General features: G+C 73.7%; 17 protein-coding genes. 12 read left to right on the top strand and 5 right to left on the bottom strand.

What is annotated here, in order from left to right; genetic code table 11:
• Positions 1 to 29: 29 nt before the first annotated feature.
• The 8 genes from IEY99_RS04040 (at position 30) to IEY99_RS04005 (ending at position 5,674) form a co-directional block, all read left to right on the top strand.
• Positions 30 to 452, top strand: a complete 423-nt coding sequence (locus tag IEY99_RS04040; RefSeq protein ID WP_189199372.1) for a Fur family transcriptional regulator — start codon at positions 30 to 32, stop codon at positions 450 to 452.
• Entirely contained in the window at positions 449 to 1,507 is a 1,059-nt protein-coding gene (gene ygfZ / locus IEY99_RS04035) for a CAF17-like 4Fe-4S cluster assembly/insertion protein YgfZ (RefSeq protein WP_189199371.1), read from the top strand. Before IEY99_RS04040 ends, ygfZ begins: the two co-directional genes overlap by 4 nt.
• A gap of 63 nt (positions 1,508 to 1,570) precedes the next feature.
• Positions 1,571 to 2,404, top strand: a complete 834-nt coding sequence (locus tag IEY99_RS04030; RefSeq protein WP_189199370.1) for a beta-keto acid cleavage family enzyme — start codon at positions 1,571 to 1,573, stop codon at positions 2,402 to 2,404.
• Complete coding sequence (locus IEY99_RS04025) at positions 2,401 to 3,333, top strand: asparaginase (RefSeq protein ID WP_189199369.1); 933 nt, start codon at positions 2,401 to 2,403, stop codon at positions 3,331 to 3,333. The genes IEY99_RS04030 and IEY99_RS04025 overlap by 4 nt, the downstream gene beginning before the upstream one ends.
• Positions 3,334 to 3,402: 69 nt before the next feature.
• Positions 3,403 to 3,921, top strand: a complete 519-nt coding sequence (locus IEY99_RS04020; RefSeq protein WP_189199368.1) for a helix-turn-helix domain-containing protein — start codon at positions 3,403 to 3,405, stop codon at positions 3,919 to 3,921.
• Between the two features lie 3 nt (positions 3,922 to 3,924).
• Positions 3,925 to 4,395, top strand: coding sequence for a hypothetical protein (locus IEY99_RS04015; protein WP_189199367.1), 471 nt, complete (start codon positions 3,925 to 3,927; stop codon positions 4,393 to 4,395).
• 71 nt (positions 4,396 to 4,466) lie between these two features.
• Positions 4,467 to 4,790, top strand: coding sequence for a DUF2516 family protein (locus IEY99_RS04010; protein ID WP_189199366.1), 324 nt, complete (start codon positions 4,467 to 4,469; stop codon positions 4,788 to 4,790).
• The gene (locus tag IEY99_RS04005) at positions 4,787 to 5,674 is read left to right on the top strand and encodes an alpha/beta fold hydrolase (RefSeq protein WP_373293278.1); all 888 of its coding nucleotides are present in this window, start codon (positions 4,787 to 4,789) and stop codon (positions 5,672 to 5,674) included. The genes IEY99_RS04010 and IEY99_RS04005 overlap by 4 nt, the downstream gene beginning before the upstream one ends.
• Before the next feature lie 4 nt (positions 5,675 to 5,678).
• Here the strand turns inward: IEY99_RS04005 and IEY99_RS04000 are convergent, their stop codons facing one another.
• Entirely contained in the window at positions 5,679 to 6,701 is a 1,023-nt protein-coding gene (locus tag IEY99_RS04000; protein ID WP_189199365.1) for a PKD domain-containing protein, read from the bottom strand.
• Between the two features lie 148 nt (positions 6,702 to 6,849).
• Between IEY99_RS04000 and IEY99_RS03995 the strand changes: the two genes are divergently transcribed.
• From IEY99_RS03995 to IEY99_RS03985, 3 genes are read left to right on the top strand one after another with little or no spacing between them, the layout of a single operon-like run.
• Positions 6,850 to 7,296, top strand: a complete 447-nt coding sequence (locus tag IEY99_RS03995; RefSeq protein ID WP_189199364.1) for a hypothetical protein — start codon at positions 6,850 to 6,852, stop codon at positions 7,294 to 7,296.
• Positions 7,297 to 7,307: 11 nt separating this feature from the next.
• Positions 7,308 to 8,135 (top strand): EI24 domain-containing protein, encoded by an 828-nt coding sequence (locus IEY99_RS03990; RefSeq protein WP_229798084.1) that lies wholly within the window; start codon positions 7,308 to 7,310, stop codon positions 8,133 to 8,135.
• On the top strand, positions 8,135 to 8,650 hold the full coding sequence (locus tag IEY99_RS03985) for an O-acetyl-ADP-ribose deacetylase (protein ID WP_189199363.1): 516 nt from the start codon (positions 8,135 to 8,137) through the stop codon (positions 8,648 to 8,650). Before IEY99_RS03990 ends, IEY99_RS03985 begins: the two co-directional genes overlap by 1 nt.
• 4 nt (positions 8,651 to 8,654) lie before the next feature.
• Here the strand turns inward: IEY99_RS03985 and IEY99_RS03980 are convergent, their stop codons facing one another.
• The 3 genes from IEY99_RS03980 to IEY99_RS03970 all read right to left on the bottom strand — a co-directional run bounded on the left by IEY99_RS03980 (position 8,655) and on the right by IEY99_RS03970 (position 11,948).
• On the bottom strand, positions 8,655 to 9,671 hold the full coding sequence (locus IEY99_RS03980; protein WP_189199362.1) for a LacI family DNA-binding transcriptional regulator: 1,017 nt from the start codon (positions 9,669 to 9,671) through the stop codon (positions 8,655 to 8,657).
• A gap of 4 nt (positions 9,672 to 9,675) precedes the next feature.
• Positions 9,676 to 11,100: a GH1 family beta-glucosidase gene (locus IEY99_RS03975; protein ID WP_189199361.1), complete on the bottom strand. Its 1,425-nt coding sequence runs from the start codon at positions 11,098 to 11,100 to the stop codon at positions 9,676 to 9,678.
• A gap of 86 nt (positions 11,101 to 11,186) precedes the next feature.
• Positions 11,187 to 11,948 carry a maleylpyruvate isomerase family mycothiol-dependent enzyme gene (locus IEY99_RS03970; protein WP_189200599.1) on the bottom strand — a complete coding sequence of 254 codons (762 nt, stop codon included), beginning with the start codon at positions 11,946 to 11,948 and terminating at the stop codon, positions 11,187 to 11,189.
• A gap of 67 nt (positions 11,949 to 12,015) precedes the next feature.
• Here IEY99_RS03970 and IEY99_RS03965 point away from each other — a divergent pair, with 67 nt between their 5' ends.
• On the top strand, positions 12,016 to 13,104 hold the full coding sequence (locus IEY99_RS03965; RefSeq protein WP_189199360.1) for a UDP-N-acetylmuramate dehydrogenase: 1,089 nt from the start codon (positions 12,016 to 12,018) through the stop codon (positions 13,102 to 13,104).
• 4 nt (positions 13,105 to 13,108) lie between these two features.
• Here the strand turns inward: IEY99_RS03965 and IEY99_RS03960 are convergent, their stop codons facing one another.
• Entirely contained in the window at positions 13,109 to 13,621 is a 513-nt protein-coding gene (locus IEY99_RS03960; protein WP_189199359.1) for a CAP domain-containing protein, read from the bottom strand.
• Positions 13,622 to 13,641 lie beyond the last annotated feature (20 nt).

Here is a 13,641-nt window from a genome sequence, read left to right as displayed (position 1 = left end):
GGTATCGCCACGGGAACTATGCTCGTAGCGTGCCCGCCCCCTCCCTCGCCGAGATGCTCCGGGAACGCGGCCTGCGACTGACCCCGCAGCGCCAGCTCATCCTGGAGGCGGTCCACGAGCTCGGCCACGCCACGCCGGAGCAGATCCACCAGGCGGTGCGCGAGCGTGCCGCCGGGGTCAACATCACGACCGTCTACCGCACCCTCGAGCTGCTCGAGGAGCTGGGCCTGGTCAGCCACACCCACCTCTCGCACGGCTCGCCGACCTACCACCGGGCGGGCGAGGACCAGCACGTGCACCTCGTCTGCCGGACCTGCGGCTCGGTCGACGAGGTCGACCCCGCGATCCTGGAGCCGGTCACCGGGCGGCTGCGCGAGGAGCGGAACTTCCGGGTCGACGTCGGCCACGTGTCGCTCTTCGGCGTCTGCGGCGAGTGCAAGGAGCGCGCATGACCACGGTTCTGATCGAGGAGCTGGAGCCGGGGTCGGCCGACGCCGGCGTCGCGGCGCACTACGGTGACCCGATGCGCGAGCAGCGCACCCTGGAGACGGCCGTCGGCCTCGTCGACCGCTCCCACCGCGACGTGATCGCCGTGCCCGGGGAGGAACGGGCGGGCTGGCTGCACACGCTCACCACCCAGCACCTCAGCGGCCTGCAAGCGGGGCAGGGCACCGAGCTGCTCGTGCTCTCCCCGCACGGCCACGTCGAGCACCACGCCCTCGTCGCCGAGGACGGCACCACGGCCTGGCTGGACACCGAGCCCGGCGCCGGCGCGGGGCTGCTGAAATACCTCGAGATGATGCGCTTCTTCACGCGCGTCGAGCCGCGGGACGCCACCGCGGAGACGGCCGTGCTGTCCCTGGTGGGCCCGGAGGCCGCCGCGACGGCTGCCCGGCTGCTCGGCACCGAGCTGGCCGAGCCCCGGATCCGGGAGGTGCCCGGGCCCAAGTTCGCCGCCGGGTCCGTGCCGCCCGAGCCCACCGCGCTCTACGACGTACGGGTCTTCGAGGGCGGGCTGGCCCGGCGGGTGCCGCTCGGCGTCGACCTGCTCGTGCCCCGGTCGGGCCTCGACGCGGTGGTCGCGCGGCTGGCGGGCGTACCCAAGGCGGGATTGTGGGCCTACGAGGCGGTGCGGGTCGCGCGGCGGATCCCGCGGCTCGGGTGGGAGACCGACCACCGGACCATTCCGGCCGAGGCGCGGTTCATCGGCCCGGCGGTGCACCTCGACAAGGGCTGCTACCGCGGTCAGGAGACGGTGGCGCGGGTGCACCACCTGGGTCGGCCGCCGCGGCGGCTCGTGCTCCTGCACCTCGACGGGGTGGCGACCGACCAGCCGCCGGCCCGGGGCACCGCGGTCACGCTGGACGGGCGCGACGTCGGCTTCGTCGGCACGGCCGTCCGCCACCACGAGCTCGGCATGGTCGCGCTGGCGGTGGTGAAGCGCAACGTGCCCGACGACGCGCGGCTCGGCGTCGGCGAGTCGGCCGCCGCCATCGACGCCGGCTGATCGGCCGGGCCGCGGATGGCCGTCGCTGCTCCCTGAGCGACTCCGCATGGCAGGATCTCGGTTATGACCGGGACTTTGATCACCGTCGCGCCCACCGGCGCGGAGAGCAGCAAGGCGGCCGTACCGGCGCTGCCTGTGACGATCGACGAGCTCGTGGCCACCGCCAAGGAGTGCGAGGCGCTGGGCGCGGCGATCATCCACGTCCACATCCGGGACGACGCCGCCGAGCCCACCCTCGACCAGGGCCGGCTGCGGGACACGGTGGCCGCGCTGCGGCAGTCCACCGGCCTGATCATCCAGCTCTCCTCGGGCGGGGCCGTCACCGATCCCGAGTCGGACCGGCTGGCCGTGCTCGACGCGGGCCCCGAGATGGCGTCCTGCACGATGGGTACGGTCAACTTCGGCGACGGCGTCTTCATGAACCGCGCGGAGTTCATCGTCGACCTGCACACCCGGATGCAGGAGCGGGGCATCGTCCCGGAGTACGAGATCTTCGACCTGGGCCAGCTCACCAGCCTGCAGCGCCTGCTCGACAAGCACGGCCTGCCGTTCGGCGGGCACGTGCACGTGGACCTCGTGATGGGCGTGCCGGGTGGCATGCCGGGCACCGCCGAGGCGCTGGTCGCCTGCCACCGGGCGATCCGGGACCTGCCCGAGGGCACGACGTTCTCCGCCACCGGCATCGGGCGCAGCACGATCCCGGTCATGCTCGCGTCGCTGTCGGCCGGCGGTCACCTGCGGGTGGGCATGGAGGACACCATCACGTACGCCAAGGGCCAGCCGGTCGAGTCGAACATGCAGCTCGTCGCGCGGGCGGTCGGGTTCGCCCAGCTCGCCCAGCGCCCGCCGCTGAGCACCGCGCAGGCGCGCGAGCTGCTCGGCGTGCCGGCTCGATGATCCTCGCGGAGGTCGTGCGCTCGGGCTTCGTGGAAGGCGTGCACCACGGCTCGGTGGTCGTGCTCGACGACTCCGGCGCGGTGGTCTCCTCGGCGGGCGACGTGACCGGCCCGATGTTCCCCCGCTCCTCGAACAAGCCGATGCAGACCGTGGGCATGCTGCGGGCGGGACTGCGCACCGACGACCCCGCCGATCTCGCCCTGATCAGCGGCAGCCACTCCGGCGAGCCGTTCCACGTCGACCGGGTGCGCGCGATCCTGCGGACGGCCGGCCTCACCGAGGACGCCCTGCTCTGCCCGGAGGACCTGCCGCTCGCCGAGAGCGCCCGGCACGCCGTGATCGGTGCGGGCGGTACGGCCCGGCGCGTCTACATGAACTGCTCCGGCAAGCACGCCGGCATGCTGGCCACCTGCATGGTCAACGGCTGGCCGCTGGACGACTACCGGGACGCCAAGCACCCGCTGCAGGGCGTCCTGGCCGAGGCCGTGACCGACCTGGCCGGCGAGCCGATCGCGGCGACGGGCATCGACGGCTGCGGCGCGCCGGTCTTCGGTTTCTCCCTGACCGCGCTCGCCCGGGCCTTCCACCGGCTGGCCGCGGCGGCGGACGGGCCCGAGCGCGCGGTGGCCGACGCCGTCCGGGCGCATCCCGAGCTGGTGGCCGGGACCGGGCAGGACGACACGCGGCTGATGCGCGGGGTGCCCGGCCTGCTGGCCAAGGGCGGCGCCGAGGGCGTGGTGGCCGTGGCGCTGCCGGGCGCCGGCGCGGTGGCCATCAAGATTGCGGACGGCGGAATGCGGGCGCGGACCCCGGTGCTGGTGTCGGCGCTGCGCCGGCTCGGCGTCGCCGCACCCGTCCTGGACGAGCTGGCCACCGTGCCGCTGCTGGGCGGCGGGGTGCAGGTCGGCGAGGTACGCGCCGCCTGGTGACCCGGTTCACGCTAACTGTTGCTAGCGTTTTGCTTGCAACAGTTAGCACCGGGGGCTACCGTCGAGGGCGTGGCCACACCCAAGGATCTGCCCCAGGACATCGGCTCGTTCATCCGTGACCTGCGGCAGACCGCGAAGATCTCGCTCCGGCAGCTCGCCGACAAGGCGGGCGTCAGCAACCCGTACCTGAGCCAGATCGAGCGGGGCCTGCGCAAGCCCAGCGCCGAGGTGCTGCAGCAACTGGCCAGCGCGCTGCGGGTGTCGACGCCCGTGATGTACCTGCGCGCCGGCCTGCTCGACGGAGAGGGCCAGCAGGGAGTGCTGGCCGCCATCGCGGTCGATCCGGATCTGACGATCGCGCAGAAGCAGTCGCTGTCACAGATCTACGAGACGTTCCGCAACGAGAACGCCCGCCACGCCCCCGCGGCCGACGCGGCCGGCGACCCGACGCCGGAGCAGGGCGAGGCGGAGGTGCCCGACGAGGACGAGGCGCTCCGGGCCGTCGTGCGCGACATCGCCGTCGCCGAGGCCGGCCGGGCACCTGCACCGAAGACCGCGAAACCCCCGACCACTCAGCCCGAGGAGTAGGACATGACCGAGCAGACCAAGACCCGCATCCCCGCGCCGCTCTACGCCGCCGCCGGCGCTGGCGACCTCGCCTGGCAGGAGCTGCGCAAGCTTCCCGCGGTGGTCAGCGAGCTGAGCGACCGCGCCGTCGCCTCGCTCAAGGTGGCGAACGACGCGGCCGGCAGCACCGCCACGTCGCTGAAGGACAAGGCCGCCACCACCGACTTCGACAAGCTCCGCAGCACCGCCACGGCCAGCGCGGTGCACTTCGCCCAGCTCGCGCAGGAGCGCGCCATCGCCGTCTACACCTCGCTGGTCGCGCGCGGCGAGCGGGTCGTCGGCACCGGTGTCGTCGAGGCCGCCGAGGTGGTCAACGCCGACATCGAGACCACCGAGGAGCCGAAGGCCGTCGAGGCCGCCAAGGCCGCCGACGCCGCCTCGGCCCCGGCGCCGAAGCCCCGCAAGAAGGCCGCCGCCCGTCCGGCCGGCAACTGACGCGCACCACGACATCCGAATGATCCGCGGGCCCCGGTGAAAGCCGGGGCCCGCGGCATAGACTGGCAATCATGGCTTACAGCGCGACCCCCATCTTCTACGACGACGTCGAGTTCCTGATCGCCTTCGTGGTCATGATCTTCTCGCTCGTGGTGCAGGCCGTCGCGCTCATCCACTGCGTCACCCAGCGCGGCGACGGCTTCCAGGCGATCGGCACCCTGCCCAAGGGCGCGTGGCTGGCCATCCTCGCCGTCTGCATCGTGCTCACCCTGCTGGGCGGATACCGGGGCGCCACCGGCCTGTTCAGCCTCATCGGCGTCGCGGCCGCCCTGATCTACCTGCTCGACGTCCGGCCCGGCCTGCGCGACCTCTCGGACGGCAAGGGCTTCTGGTGAGGCTCCGCCGGCCGCCCCCTCCGCAGGGCGGCCCGCGGACGCCCGGCCCGGGCCCGACGGCACCGCGCACGGGCCGCCCCACGCTGCCCGCCCCGCGCACCGAGCTCGTCGACACGCCCCACGGCGTGCGCCTGGAACAGCTCGTCACCGGCGTCGGCGACCCGGTCACCGTGTTCGCCCACGGCATCGCCGGTGACCTGACCGGCACCCGCCCGCTGGGCAGCGCAGTGACCGGCCGCCGGGTCTTCTTCCACTTCCGCGGCCACGGCCGTTCCGGCGCACCGCCCGGGCCGTGGAGCTTCGCCGACCTCGCCGACGACCTGCGTGCCGTCGCCGACCAGGCCGGGGCTAGCCGGGCGCTCGGGGTCAGCATGGGTGCCGCCGCGCTGTGCCGGCTGCTCGCCGCCGATCCCGGCCGGTTCGAGCGCGCCGTGTTCTACCTGCCCGCGCCGCTGGACGGTGTGCGCCCGCGGGCGGCCGAGGAGCGGCTCGGGCGCCTGCTCGCCGCGGTGGAGTCGGGCGAGGCCGCCGCGGTGGCGGAGGCCGTCGAGCCGGAACTGCCCCGAGCCGTGCGGGACACCCCGGCCGGCTGGAGCTATCTGCGCCAGCGGGTGGAGCAGTTGCTTCGCGACGGGTTGGCGCCCGAGCTGGAGTCGGTGTGGCGTGAGCCCGCCGTCGCCGACGAGGAGCCGCTGCGGGCGTGGCGAGGCAGGGCGCTGGTGATCGGCTGCCTCGGCGACCCGCTGCACCCGGCGGACTGGGCGCACCGCCTGGCCGGCCTCCTGCCCGGGGCCGGGCTGCACGTGTACGACAGCCCGGCGGTGCTGTGGACCCACCGCCGGGAGCTGCGGGAGCGGATCTCCGAGTTCCTGAACGCGGAGTGACCCGCTACTTCGTGAGCTTCTGCACCCGGTACTTCGGACCGTTGGCGTTCCCGGCGCGGTCCAGGGCCGTGTAGTCGACCTCGAGGTGGTAGCCCTTCGAGAGGCCGGCGACCTTGACCTTCCACACGCCCGCCGAGCTCACCGGGACCCACTTGATGGCCGCCGCCGGGATCCGCGTGACGCCCCCGGTGTACTTGACCCACTTGGACTTCGCGAAGTTGTAGTAGTACTCCGACGTGCCCTTCCACTTCCAGAGCTGGACGCCGACCGCGTCCATCCCGGTCTGGGAGTCCTTGGCGGTGCCCTGGACGGTCCGCCAGGAGGAGGCCCGCGTCGGGTTGGCCGGCACCTTCAGGGCGACGGTGGGCTTGGCCGTGTCCGCGCGCAGCGAGTACGTGCCGGCCGGCTTGGTGATGCTGCCCTGCGCGTTCTCCAGGGTGACGCTGGCGGTGTACGTCCCGAACGCGTAGTGGTGCTTGACCGACGTCCGCGTGCGCTGCACCAGGCTGGTGTCGCCGTCGCCCCAGTTCACCCAGACCCGGGTGGTGTCGGCGGGCACGCCCGAGAGCCGCAGGGTGGCCTCGTGGCCGCCGCCCGGCCAGGTCCAGTTCCACGCCGGGTCGAACCTGAACGTGCCGCCCGCGGTGCGGACGGTCACCACGGAGGTGGCGTTGGCGATCGTGCCCGGCACCGTGACGCCGTCGTCGGCCAGCGTCACCTTGACGGTGTAACTGCCGGCCGCCGGGTAGCTGTGGGTCGCCTTGCCGCCCGCGAACTCCGAGGACGTGGAGTCGCCCCAGTCGACCGTGATCCGCGGCGCCGTCTCCGGCGTGCCGTCGGAGACGGCGGTCTGGGTGAGCGTGACCTGCTGCCCGGCCCAGATGCTCGTGCCGTCCAGGCGGTAGGTGCCCGAGAGGGTGCCCTCCGCCCGGGCCGGCGAGCCCGGCACGCCGGCGCCGGCGACCGTGCCGGCGCCGAGGGCGAGGGTCAGCATCGCGGCGAGAACGCGCGGTCGTCCGGTGGTCATCTCTCTCCCAGGGAAGGTGCCCGCAATGGAGGCGAGCCGGTGGACCGTACCGGTTTCGGGCATTGGCGATCAAGCAGGCCGGGCGGCCCGTCGAGGATGAGAGGTCTCACGCCGTAACCTTTCCCGCCTCTCCACCGGTGTTCATGGCGTGCGGCTCTCCCCTAAATCCGTCTTTTTCGGCATCGTCGCGCTCGGCCTGCCGTTCTCGGTCGCCCTCGGCTGGACGCTCGGTACGCCCGACGCCGCGCCCCCGTCCGCGACCGCACCCGGGGGAGCGGGCGGCTTCGGCACCGCACCGGTGCAAGCCGCCTCCCCGGCGTCCGGTGCGGGCACGACGTGGGTGCCACGGGCGCCCCAGCCGGTGTCCGTCGTGGAGTCCGTCGCGCCGAGTGCGCCCACGAGCGTCGCGCCGAGCTCGGCCGTACCGTCGGCGGCGGCCTCCGGTTCCCCGGGCCCGACGCTGACGCTGCCGCCCGTGCCGACGCCCACCGCGATCCTGCAGCCGCCGTCGAGCCCCGTCGCGACGAGCGCCTCGCCCAGCGCCGAGCCGAGCGCCGAGTCCTTCCGGCGGAGGTGGCTGGCCGAGAGGTCCTAAGCTGACCCACTGTGAGTGACTCTTCGCTGCGTTCCACGGCCGCCCGCGGTGCGAGCGCGACCGGCGGTGCCCTGCCTGAGTTCCTCACCGGCGCCGGCCTGCTCGGCCGCGGCCTGGGCCTGGTGCTGAGCAGCCCGAGACTGCTCGGCCTGGGGCTGGTGCCGGCCGTGATCGCCGGCCTGCTGTACGGCGCCGCCCTGATCACCCTCGTCGCCTTCGTCGGCGACCTCTCCGCGGCGGTGACCTGGTTCGCCGACGACTGGTCCCGGCTCTGGCGCGACCTGATCCGGCTCCTCGCCGGCGTGGCCCTGCTGGGCGTCGGCGGCCTGCTCGGGGTGCTCACCTTCACCGCGGTGACGCTGCTGATCGGGGACCCGTTCTACGAGAAGATCTCCAGCCTGGTCGAGAACCGTTACGGCGGCGTCCCGGACGAGGTCGAGGTGCCGCTGTGGACCTCGCTCGGCCGCAGCCTGCGGGATTCGCTGCGGCTCATCGGCCTCTCCGTCCTGTTCGGCATTCCGCTGCTCGTGGCGGGCTTCGTCCCGGTGGTGGGCCAGACCGTGGTGCCCGTGATCGGTGGCGCGGTCGCCGGCTGGCTGCTCGCCGTCGAGCTCACCGGCGTGCCGTTCCAGCGGCGGGACAAGCGCCTGCGCGAGCGCAGGGCCGCGCTGCGGGCCCGCCGTCCGCTCGCGCTCGGCTTCGGCGTCGCCGTCTTCGTCTGTTTCCTGATCCCGCTGGGCGCGGTCCTGCTCATGCCGGCGGCCGTGGCGGGCGGGACGCTGCTGTCCCGCAAGGTGCTCGGCCTGCCGGCCGACACCGTCACGACGAAGGCGCTGTGATGGACGTCGAGCTGGTCCAGGGCGACATCACCGCCGAGCGGGTCGACGCGATCGTCAACGCGGCGAACTCGTCGCTGCTCGGCGGGGGCGGCGTCGACGGCGCGATCCACCGCCAGGGCGGTCCGGAGATCCTCGCCGAGTGCCGGGCGCTGCGTGCCGCCCGGTACGGCCGGGGCCTGCCGACCGGGCAGGCGGTGGCGACGACGGCGGGCCGGCTGCCCGCCCGCTGGGTGGTGCACACGGTGGGACCGGTGTTCGACCACATCGAGGACCGTTCGGCGCTGCTGCGTGCCTGCTACGAGAACTCGCTGCGGGTCGCGGACGAGCTGGGCGCCGCGTCGGTGGCGTTCCCGCTGATCTCGGCCGGGGTCTACCGGTGGCCGGTCGAGGACGCGGTGCGCCAGGCGCTGACCGTCCTGCGGGCGGCGGAACCGGCCGCGGTGCGTACCGTGCGGCTGGTCCTGTTCGGTGCCGGGACCGCCGAGACCGCGCGCCGGGTGGCGGCGGAGTTCTGAGCGGTCAGGCCGAGGCGCGGACGACCAGTTCCGTGGGGAGGACCACGGCGGTGGGGACGTCGGCGCGGCCGTCGACCAGGCCGAGCATCTGCCGGGCCATCGTGCGGCCCATGTCGACGATCGGCTGGCGTACGGTCGTCAGCGGCGGATCGCTGAGCCGGCTGATCTCGAAGTCGTCGAAGCCCACCACCGCCACGTCCGCGGGGATGCGCCGGCCCGCGTCCTTCAGCGCCTGGAGCGCGCCGTGCGCCATCATGTCCGAGGCCACGAAGACCGCGTCCAGGGCCGGGTCGTCGGCGAGCAGGCGGCGCATCGCCTGGATGCCCGACTCGCGGGTGAAGTCGCCGACCGCCACATGCTCGCTCAGGCCCGCCTCCGCCAGCGCCGTGCGGTAGCCGGTCAGCCGGTCTATCCCGGCGACCATGTCCTGCGGGCCGGCGATGGTGGCGATCCGGCGCCGGCCGAGGGCGCGCAGGTGGTGCACGGCCGCCACCACCCCGCCGATGTGGTCCACGTCGACGTACGGCACCGGCACCGCCGCCGGGTTCATCGGCCGGCCGCTGCACACCACCGGGATGCCGAGCCGGGCGAGCGTGCCCGGCAGCGGATCCGTGCCGTGCATCGAGGCGAACATGACGCCGTCGACGTGTCCCGCCATGGCGTAGCGCTCGACCCGGCCGTGGCCCGCCGTCGACCCCGCCATCATCAGCACGAGCTGCTTGTCGGCGGCTTCCAGCTCCATGCTGACGCCGCGGATCACCGCCGGGAAGAACAGGTCGTCGGAGAAGACCCGGGTGGCGGTCTCGGGCAGGATCAGCGCGATCGACTCCGTCCGCTGCGTCACCAGGCTGCGGGCCGCCTGGTTGGGGACGTACCCGAGCTCCTCGACCGCCCGGTGCACCGCGTCACGGATCGCGACCGCGACCGTCGTCGAGCCGTTCACGACGCGGGAGACGGTCGCGCGTGACACGCCGGCCCGTCTGGCCACCGCCTCGAGGGTCGGCCGGTCCCGCGTCACCATCGGCTCACTCCCCGATCGGCGCCCGGTCGCCGAGACCGTTGCGCCGGATCACCTCCCGATACCACTTGGCACTGTCCTTCGGCACCCGCCGCTGCGTGGTGTAGTCCACGTGCACGAGCCCGAAGCGCATCCGGTAGCCCTCGGCCCATTCGAAATTGTCCATCAGCGACCAGGCGAAGTATCCCCGGAGGTCGACGCCGTGCGAAATGGCGTCCAGGCACGCGCGCAGATGCCCGTCGAGATAGTCGATGCGATCGGCGTCGTGGACCTCGCCGTCGGCCGCCGGGCCGTCCGGGTACGCGGCGCCGTTCTCGGTGATCAGCAGCGGCACGCCGTAGTCGGCGTGCAGGCGGTCCAGCAGCTTGGTGAGCGCGGCGGGCTCGATCTGCCAACCGATGTCGGTGATCGGGCCGACCGGGGCGCGGAAGGCGATGCCCTCGGTGCCCGGGTTGTCCGCGGCGGCGGGCGTGCCGGACCGCGCCGACACGTACACCGGCGTGTAGAAGTTGACGCCGAGGACGTCGATCGGGGCGTTGATGACGGCCTCGTCGCCCTCGCGGATGTGGCTGAGGTCGGTGAAGCGGGCCATGTGCTCGCGCATGTCGTCGGGGTACGCGCCGCGCAGCAGCGGGTCCAGGAAGATCCGGTTGTGCAGCCCGTCGACGATCCGGGCGGCGTGCGCGTCGGCCTCGCTCGCGGGGTCCAGCGGGAAGACCGCCGCCGGGTTGAGCGTGATGCTGACGCTGCGGGCGCCGGCCGAGCGCAGCGCGCGGGCGGCGAGGCCGTGCCCGAGCAGCAGGTGGTGCACGGCCCGGAAGGCCGCGGCCGGGTCCTGGATGCCGGGTGCGTGCCGGCCGCTGGCGTAGCCCAGGTACGCCGAGCACCACGGCTCGTTCAGCGTGGTCCAGGTGCCGACGCGGTCGCCGAGGCGGGCGTGGACGATGGCGGCGTACTCGGCGAAGGCCTCGGCGGTGTCCCGGACCGTCCAGCCGCCGCGGTCCTGCAGCGCCTGCGGCAGGTCCCAGTGGTAGAGGGTGACCACGGGGTCGATGCCCTTGCCGATCAGCTCGTCGGTGAGCCGGTCGTAGAAGTCCAGGCCGCGGGTGTTGACCGGACCGGTGCCGTCGGGCTGCACCCGCGGCCAGGCGATGGAGTACCGGTACGCCCGGAGCCCGAGCTCCGCCATGAGCGCCACGTCCTCGACGTAGCGGTGGTAGTGGTCGCAGGCCACGTCCCCGGTGTGCCCGGCGTGCACCCGGCCCGGCGTACGGCTGAAGGTGTCCCAGATGGACGGGCCGCGCCCGTCCTCGCGCGCCGCGCCCTCGATCTGGTACGACGCCGTCGCCGCGCCCCAGACGAAGCCGTCCGGGAACCTGCCCCCCGTGGCCAGTGGTTCGCCGCCCGGTTCCACCTCGACGGTTGCCGTCATGCGCCTCACCGCTCCCTGCGTGCTGGCGGCCGCCTGCCGGACCGCGGCCGTTGCATACCTGACCGGTACAGCCTACGGCCGCGGGATCAACCCGCTCGGAGGGCGCTGAACAGGCGCGGGTCGCCGGTGATGGTCAGCACGTCCGGTGCCGAGCGGCCCATGAGCGTCAGGAGCAGGTCGCTGGCGTTGCCCCGGGCCTCGGCCCGCGGGTGGTGGTCGTCGGAGTCCAGGATCGTGCCGGTGTCGAGCAGCGCGAGCCCCGCGCCGCGCAGGCGGACGAACCACTCGTAGCTCGCGTCCGTGGCCACCAGGTGTACGACGCCGTGCAGGTCGGTGGGGCCCTGGCGGCGGCCGGCGGGCAGCCAGGTGTCGAGCACCTCGCTGACGCCGTCGGCCGCGAGCTTCGTCTCGATCGGGGTCGGGCGGCCGGCGGCCGTCTCGGCGTCCCAGCGGTGCACCGAGATCTCGTGGGCCATCCGCCGGTGCCAGAATCCGGCCTTCCTGGCCTGCGCCGGCCAGGTCCAGGCCGGGAGGTCGGGGTCGAGCGCGTCGAGCGTCTCGATCGTGCCGGTCATCTCCCGGCGGAGCCCGTCCAGCGCGTCCGGCCAGTCGGGGCGGGGCTCGGGGGTCACCCGATCGGCGGGCTGGTCGGTCACGCCGCGGGGCACCGACTCGCGTACCCACCGCAAGAGCACGGTGAGGTGCTCGGTGAGATCCGCGACCGTCCAGCCCGGGCACGCGGGCACGACGGCATCGGGGCCGGTCTCGGCGACGGCGTCCTGGAGCGCCGGCCCGTCGGCGCGCAGCGCCGCCAGCCAGAAGTCCTTCGTCGCGTTGAGCCTGTTCATCAGCTTCTCCCGCTCGAGGAGGACCACCTGTACGTTCCCCGGGACCCGTCGGCCTAGGGTGAACGTCGTGCCTGACGTTAGTGCTGATCCGCCCGCCACCGCATCTGCTGCGCATGCCAGTTCGCTGGCGGCGTACACGACGCTACGCCTCGGTGGCCCCGCGGGCACGCTGACCCCGGTCTCCGAAACGGACGAAGCGGTAGCAATCATGCGCTCGGCCGCTCGCCGGGGGGACCGGGTCCTGGTTCTCGCCGGTGGCAGCAACGTCGTGATCGGCGACGAGGGCTTTCCGGGACAGGTGATGCTCTTGCGCACCCGGGGGATGCGGGCGGTCGGCCGCGATACGCGGGGCGTGCTGATGCGGGTGGCCGCCGGAGAGCCGTGGGACGGGTTCGTGGCCGCGACGCTCGCCGAGGGCCTCTCGGGCCTCGAGGCGCTGTCGGGCATTCCCGGCTCCGCGGGCGCGACGCCGATCCAGAACGTCGGCGCGTACGGTCAGGAGGTCGCACAGACCGTCGAGGCGGTGCACGTCTACGACCGGGTGGACGACCAGGTCAAGACGCTGTCGCTGCCGGAGTGCCGGTTCGCGTACCGGTCCAGCCTCTTCAAGCACAGCGACCGGTGGCTGGTGCTGGAGGTCGACTTCCGGCTCGCCGTCGCCACGGACTCGGCCCCGATCCGGTACGCCGAGCTCGCCCGCAACCTGGGCGTCGAGGCCGGTGAGCGGGTGCCGGCGAAACAGGTGCGCGACACCGTGCTGAAGCTGCGGGCCGGCAAGGGCATGGTTCTGGACCCGGAGGACGCCGACACCCGGTCGGTCGGCTCGTTCTTCACCAACCCGGTGCTCTCCGCGCAGGAGTGGGCGGGGGTGCAGGACCGACTCGCGGACGCGGGCGAGCCGCCGAGCTGGCCGGCGCCGAACGGCACGGTCAAGGTGCCGGCCGCCTGGCTGATCGAGAAGGCGGGCTTCGCCAAGGGGTACGGCGGCCGCGGCGGCGTCGCCATCTCGTCGAAGCACACGCTGGCCCTGACCCACCGCGGCGGCGGTACCACGGCCGCGCTGCTGGACCTGGCTCGGGAGATCCGCGACGGCGTCCACGACCGGTTCGGGGTCGTCCTGCACCCCGAACCGGTGCTGGTGAACTGCGCCCTCTGACGGCTCAGCGCCAGCCGAAGACCTGCGTCCAGTAGAAGGTGCCGTCCGCGGAGCTGCGTACGCCCGCCCCGAAGGACTTGGCCTCGCAGTTGAGGATGTTCTCGCGGTGGGCGGGGCTGGCCATCCAGGCGTCCATCACCTCGGCGGCGGTGGTGAAGCCCCAGGCGATGTTCTCCGCGGCCACGTCGGGGTAGCCGGCGGCGCGCGAGCGGGTCTCGAACGTCGAGCGCCGCCAGCCGATGTGCCCGAAGTCGCCGGTGGCCGCCATGTAGTGGCTCTGGCGTACGGAGGCGACCATCAGCTCGTCGTCCACGGTCAGCGGGGCGCAGCCGGCGAGCACCCGCTCCTCGTTGGTCCGCACGATCACCTCGTCCATCAGCATCTCCGAGGTGGTGGGGCGCGCGGCGGCGACCGCGGCGGGCCCGCCCGTCTCGGCATGCGCGGGTGCCGCCGTGAGGGCCAGCAGGGCGGCCGGCGTGGCCGCGGCGAGGGCGATACGTCGTACGGATTCGAACACGGACTTTCCTCCCGGTCCAC

Origin of the sequence: Couchioplanes azureus (genome assembly GCF_014648355.1) — a bacterium.
GTDB classification, from domain to species: Bacteria; Actinomycetota; Actinomycetes; order Mycobacteriales; family Micromonosporaceae; genus Actinoplanes; species Actinoplanes azureus.
This window is presented reverse-complemented; position numbering and strand designations above follow the sequence as displayed.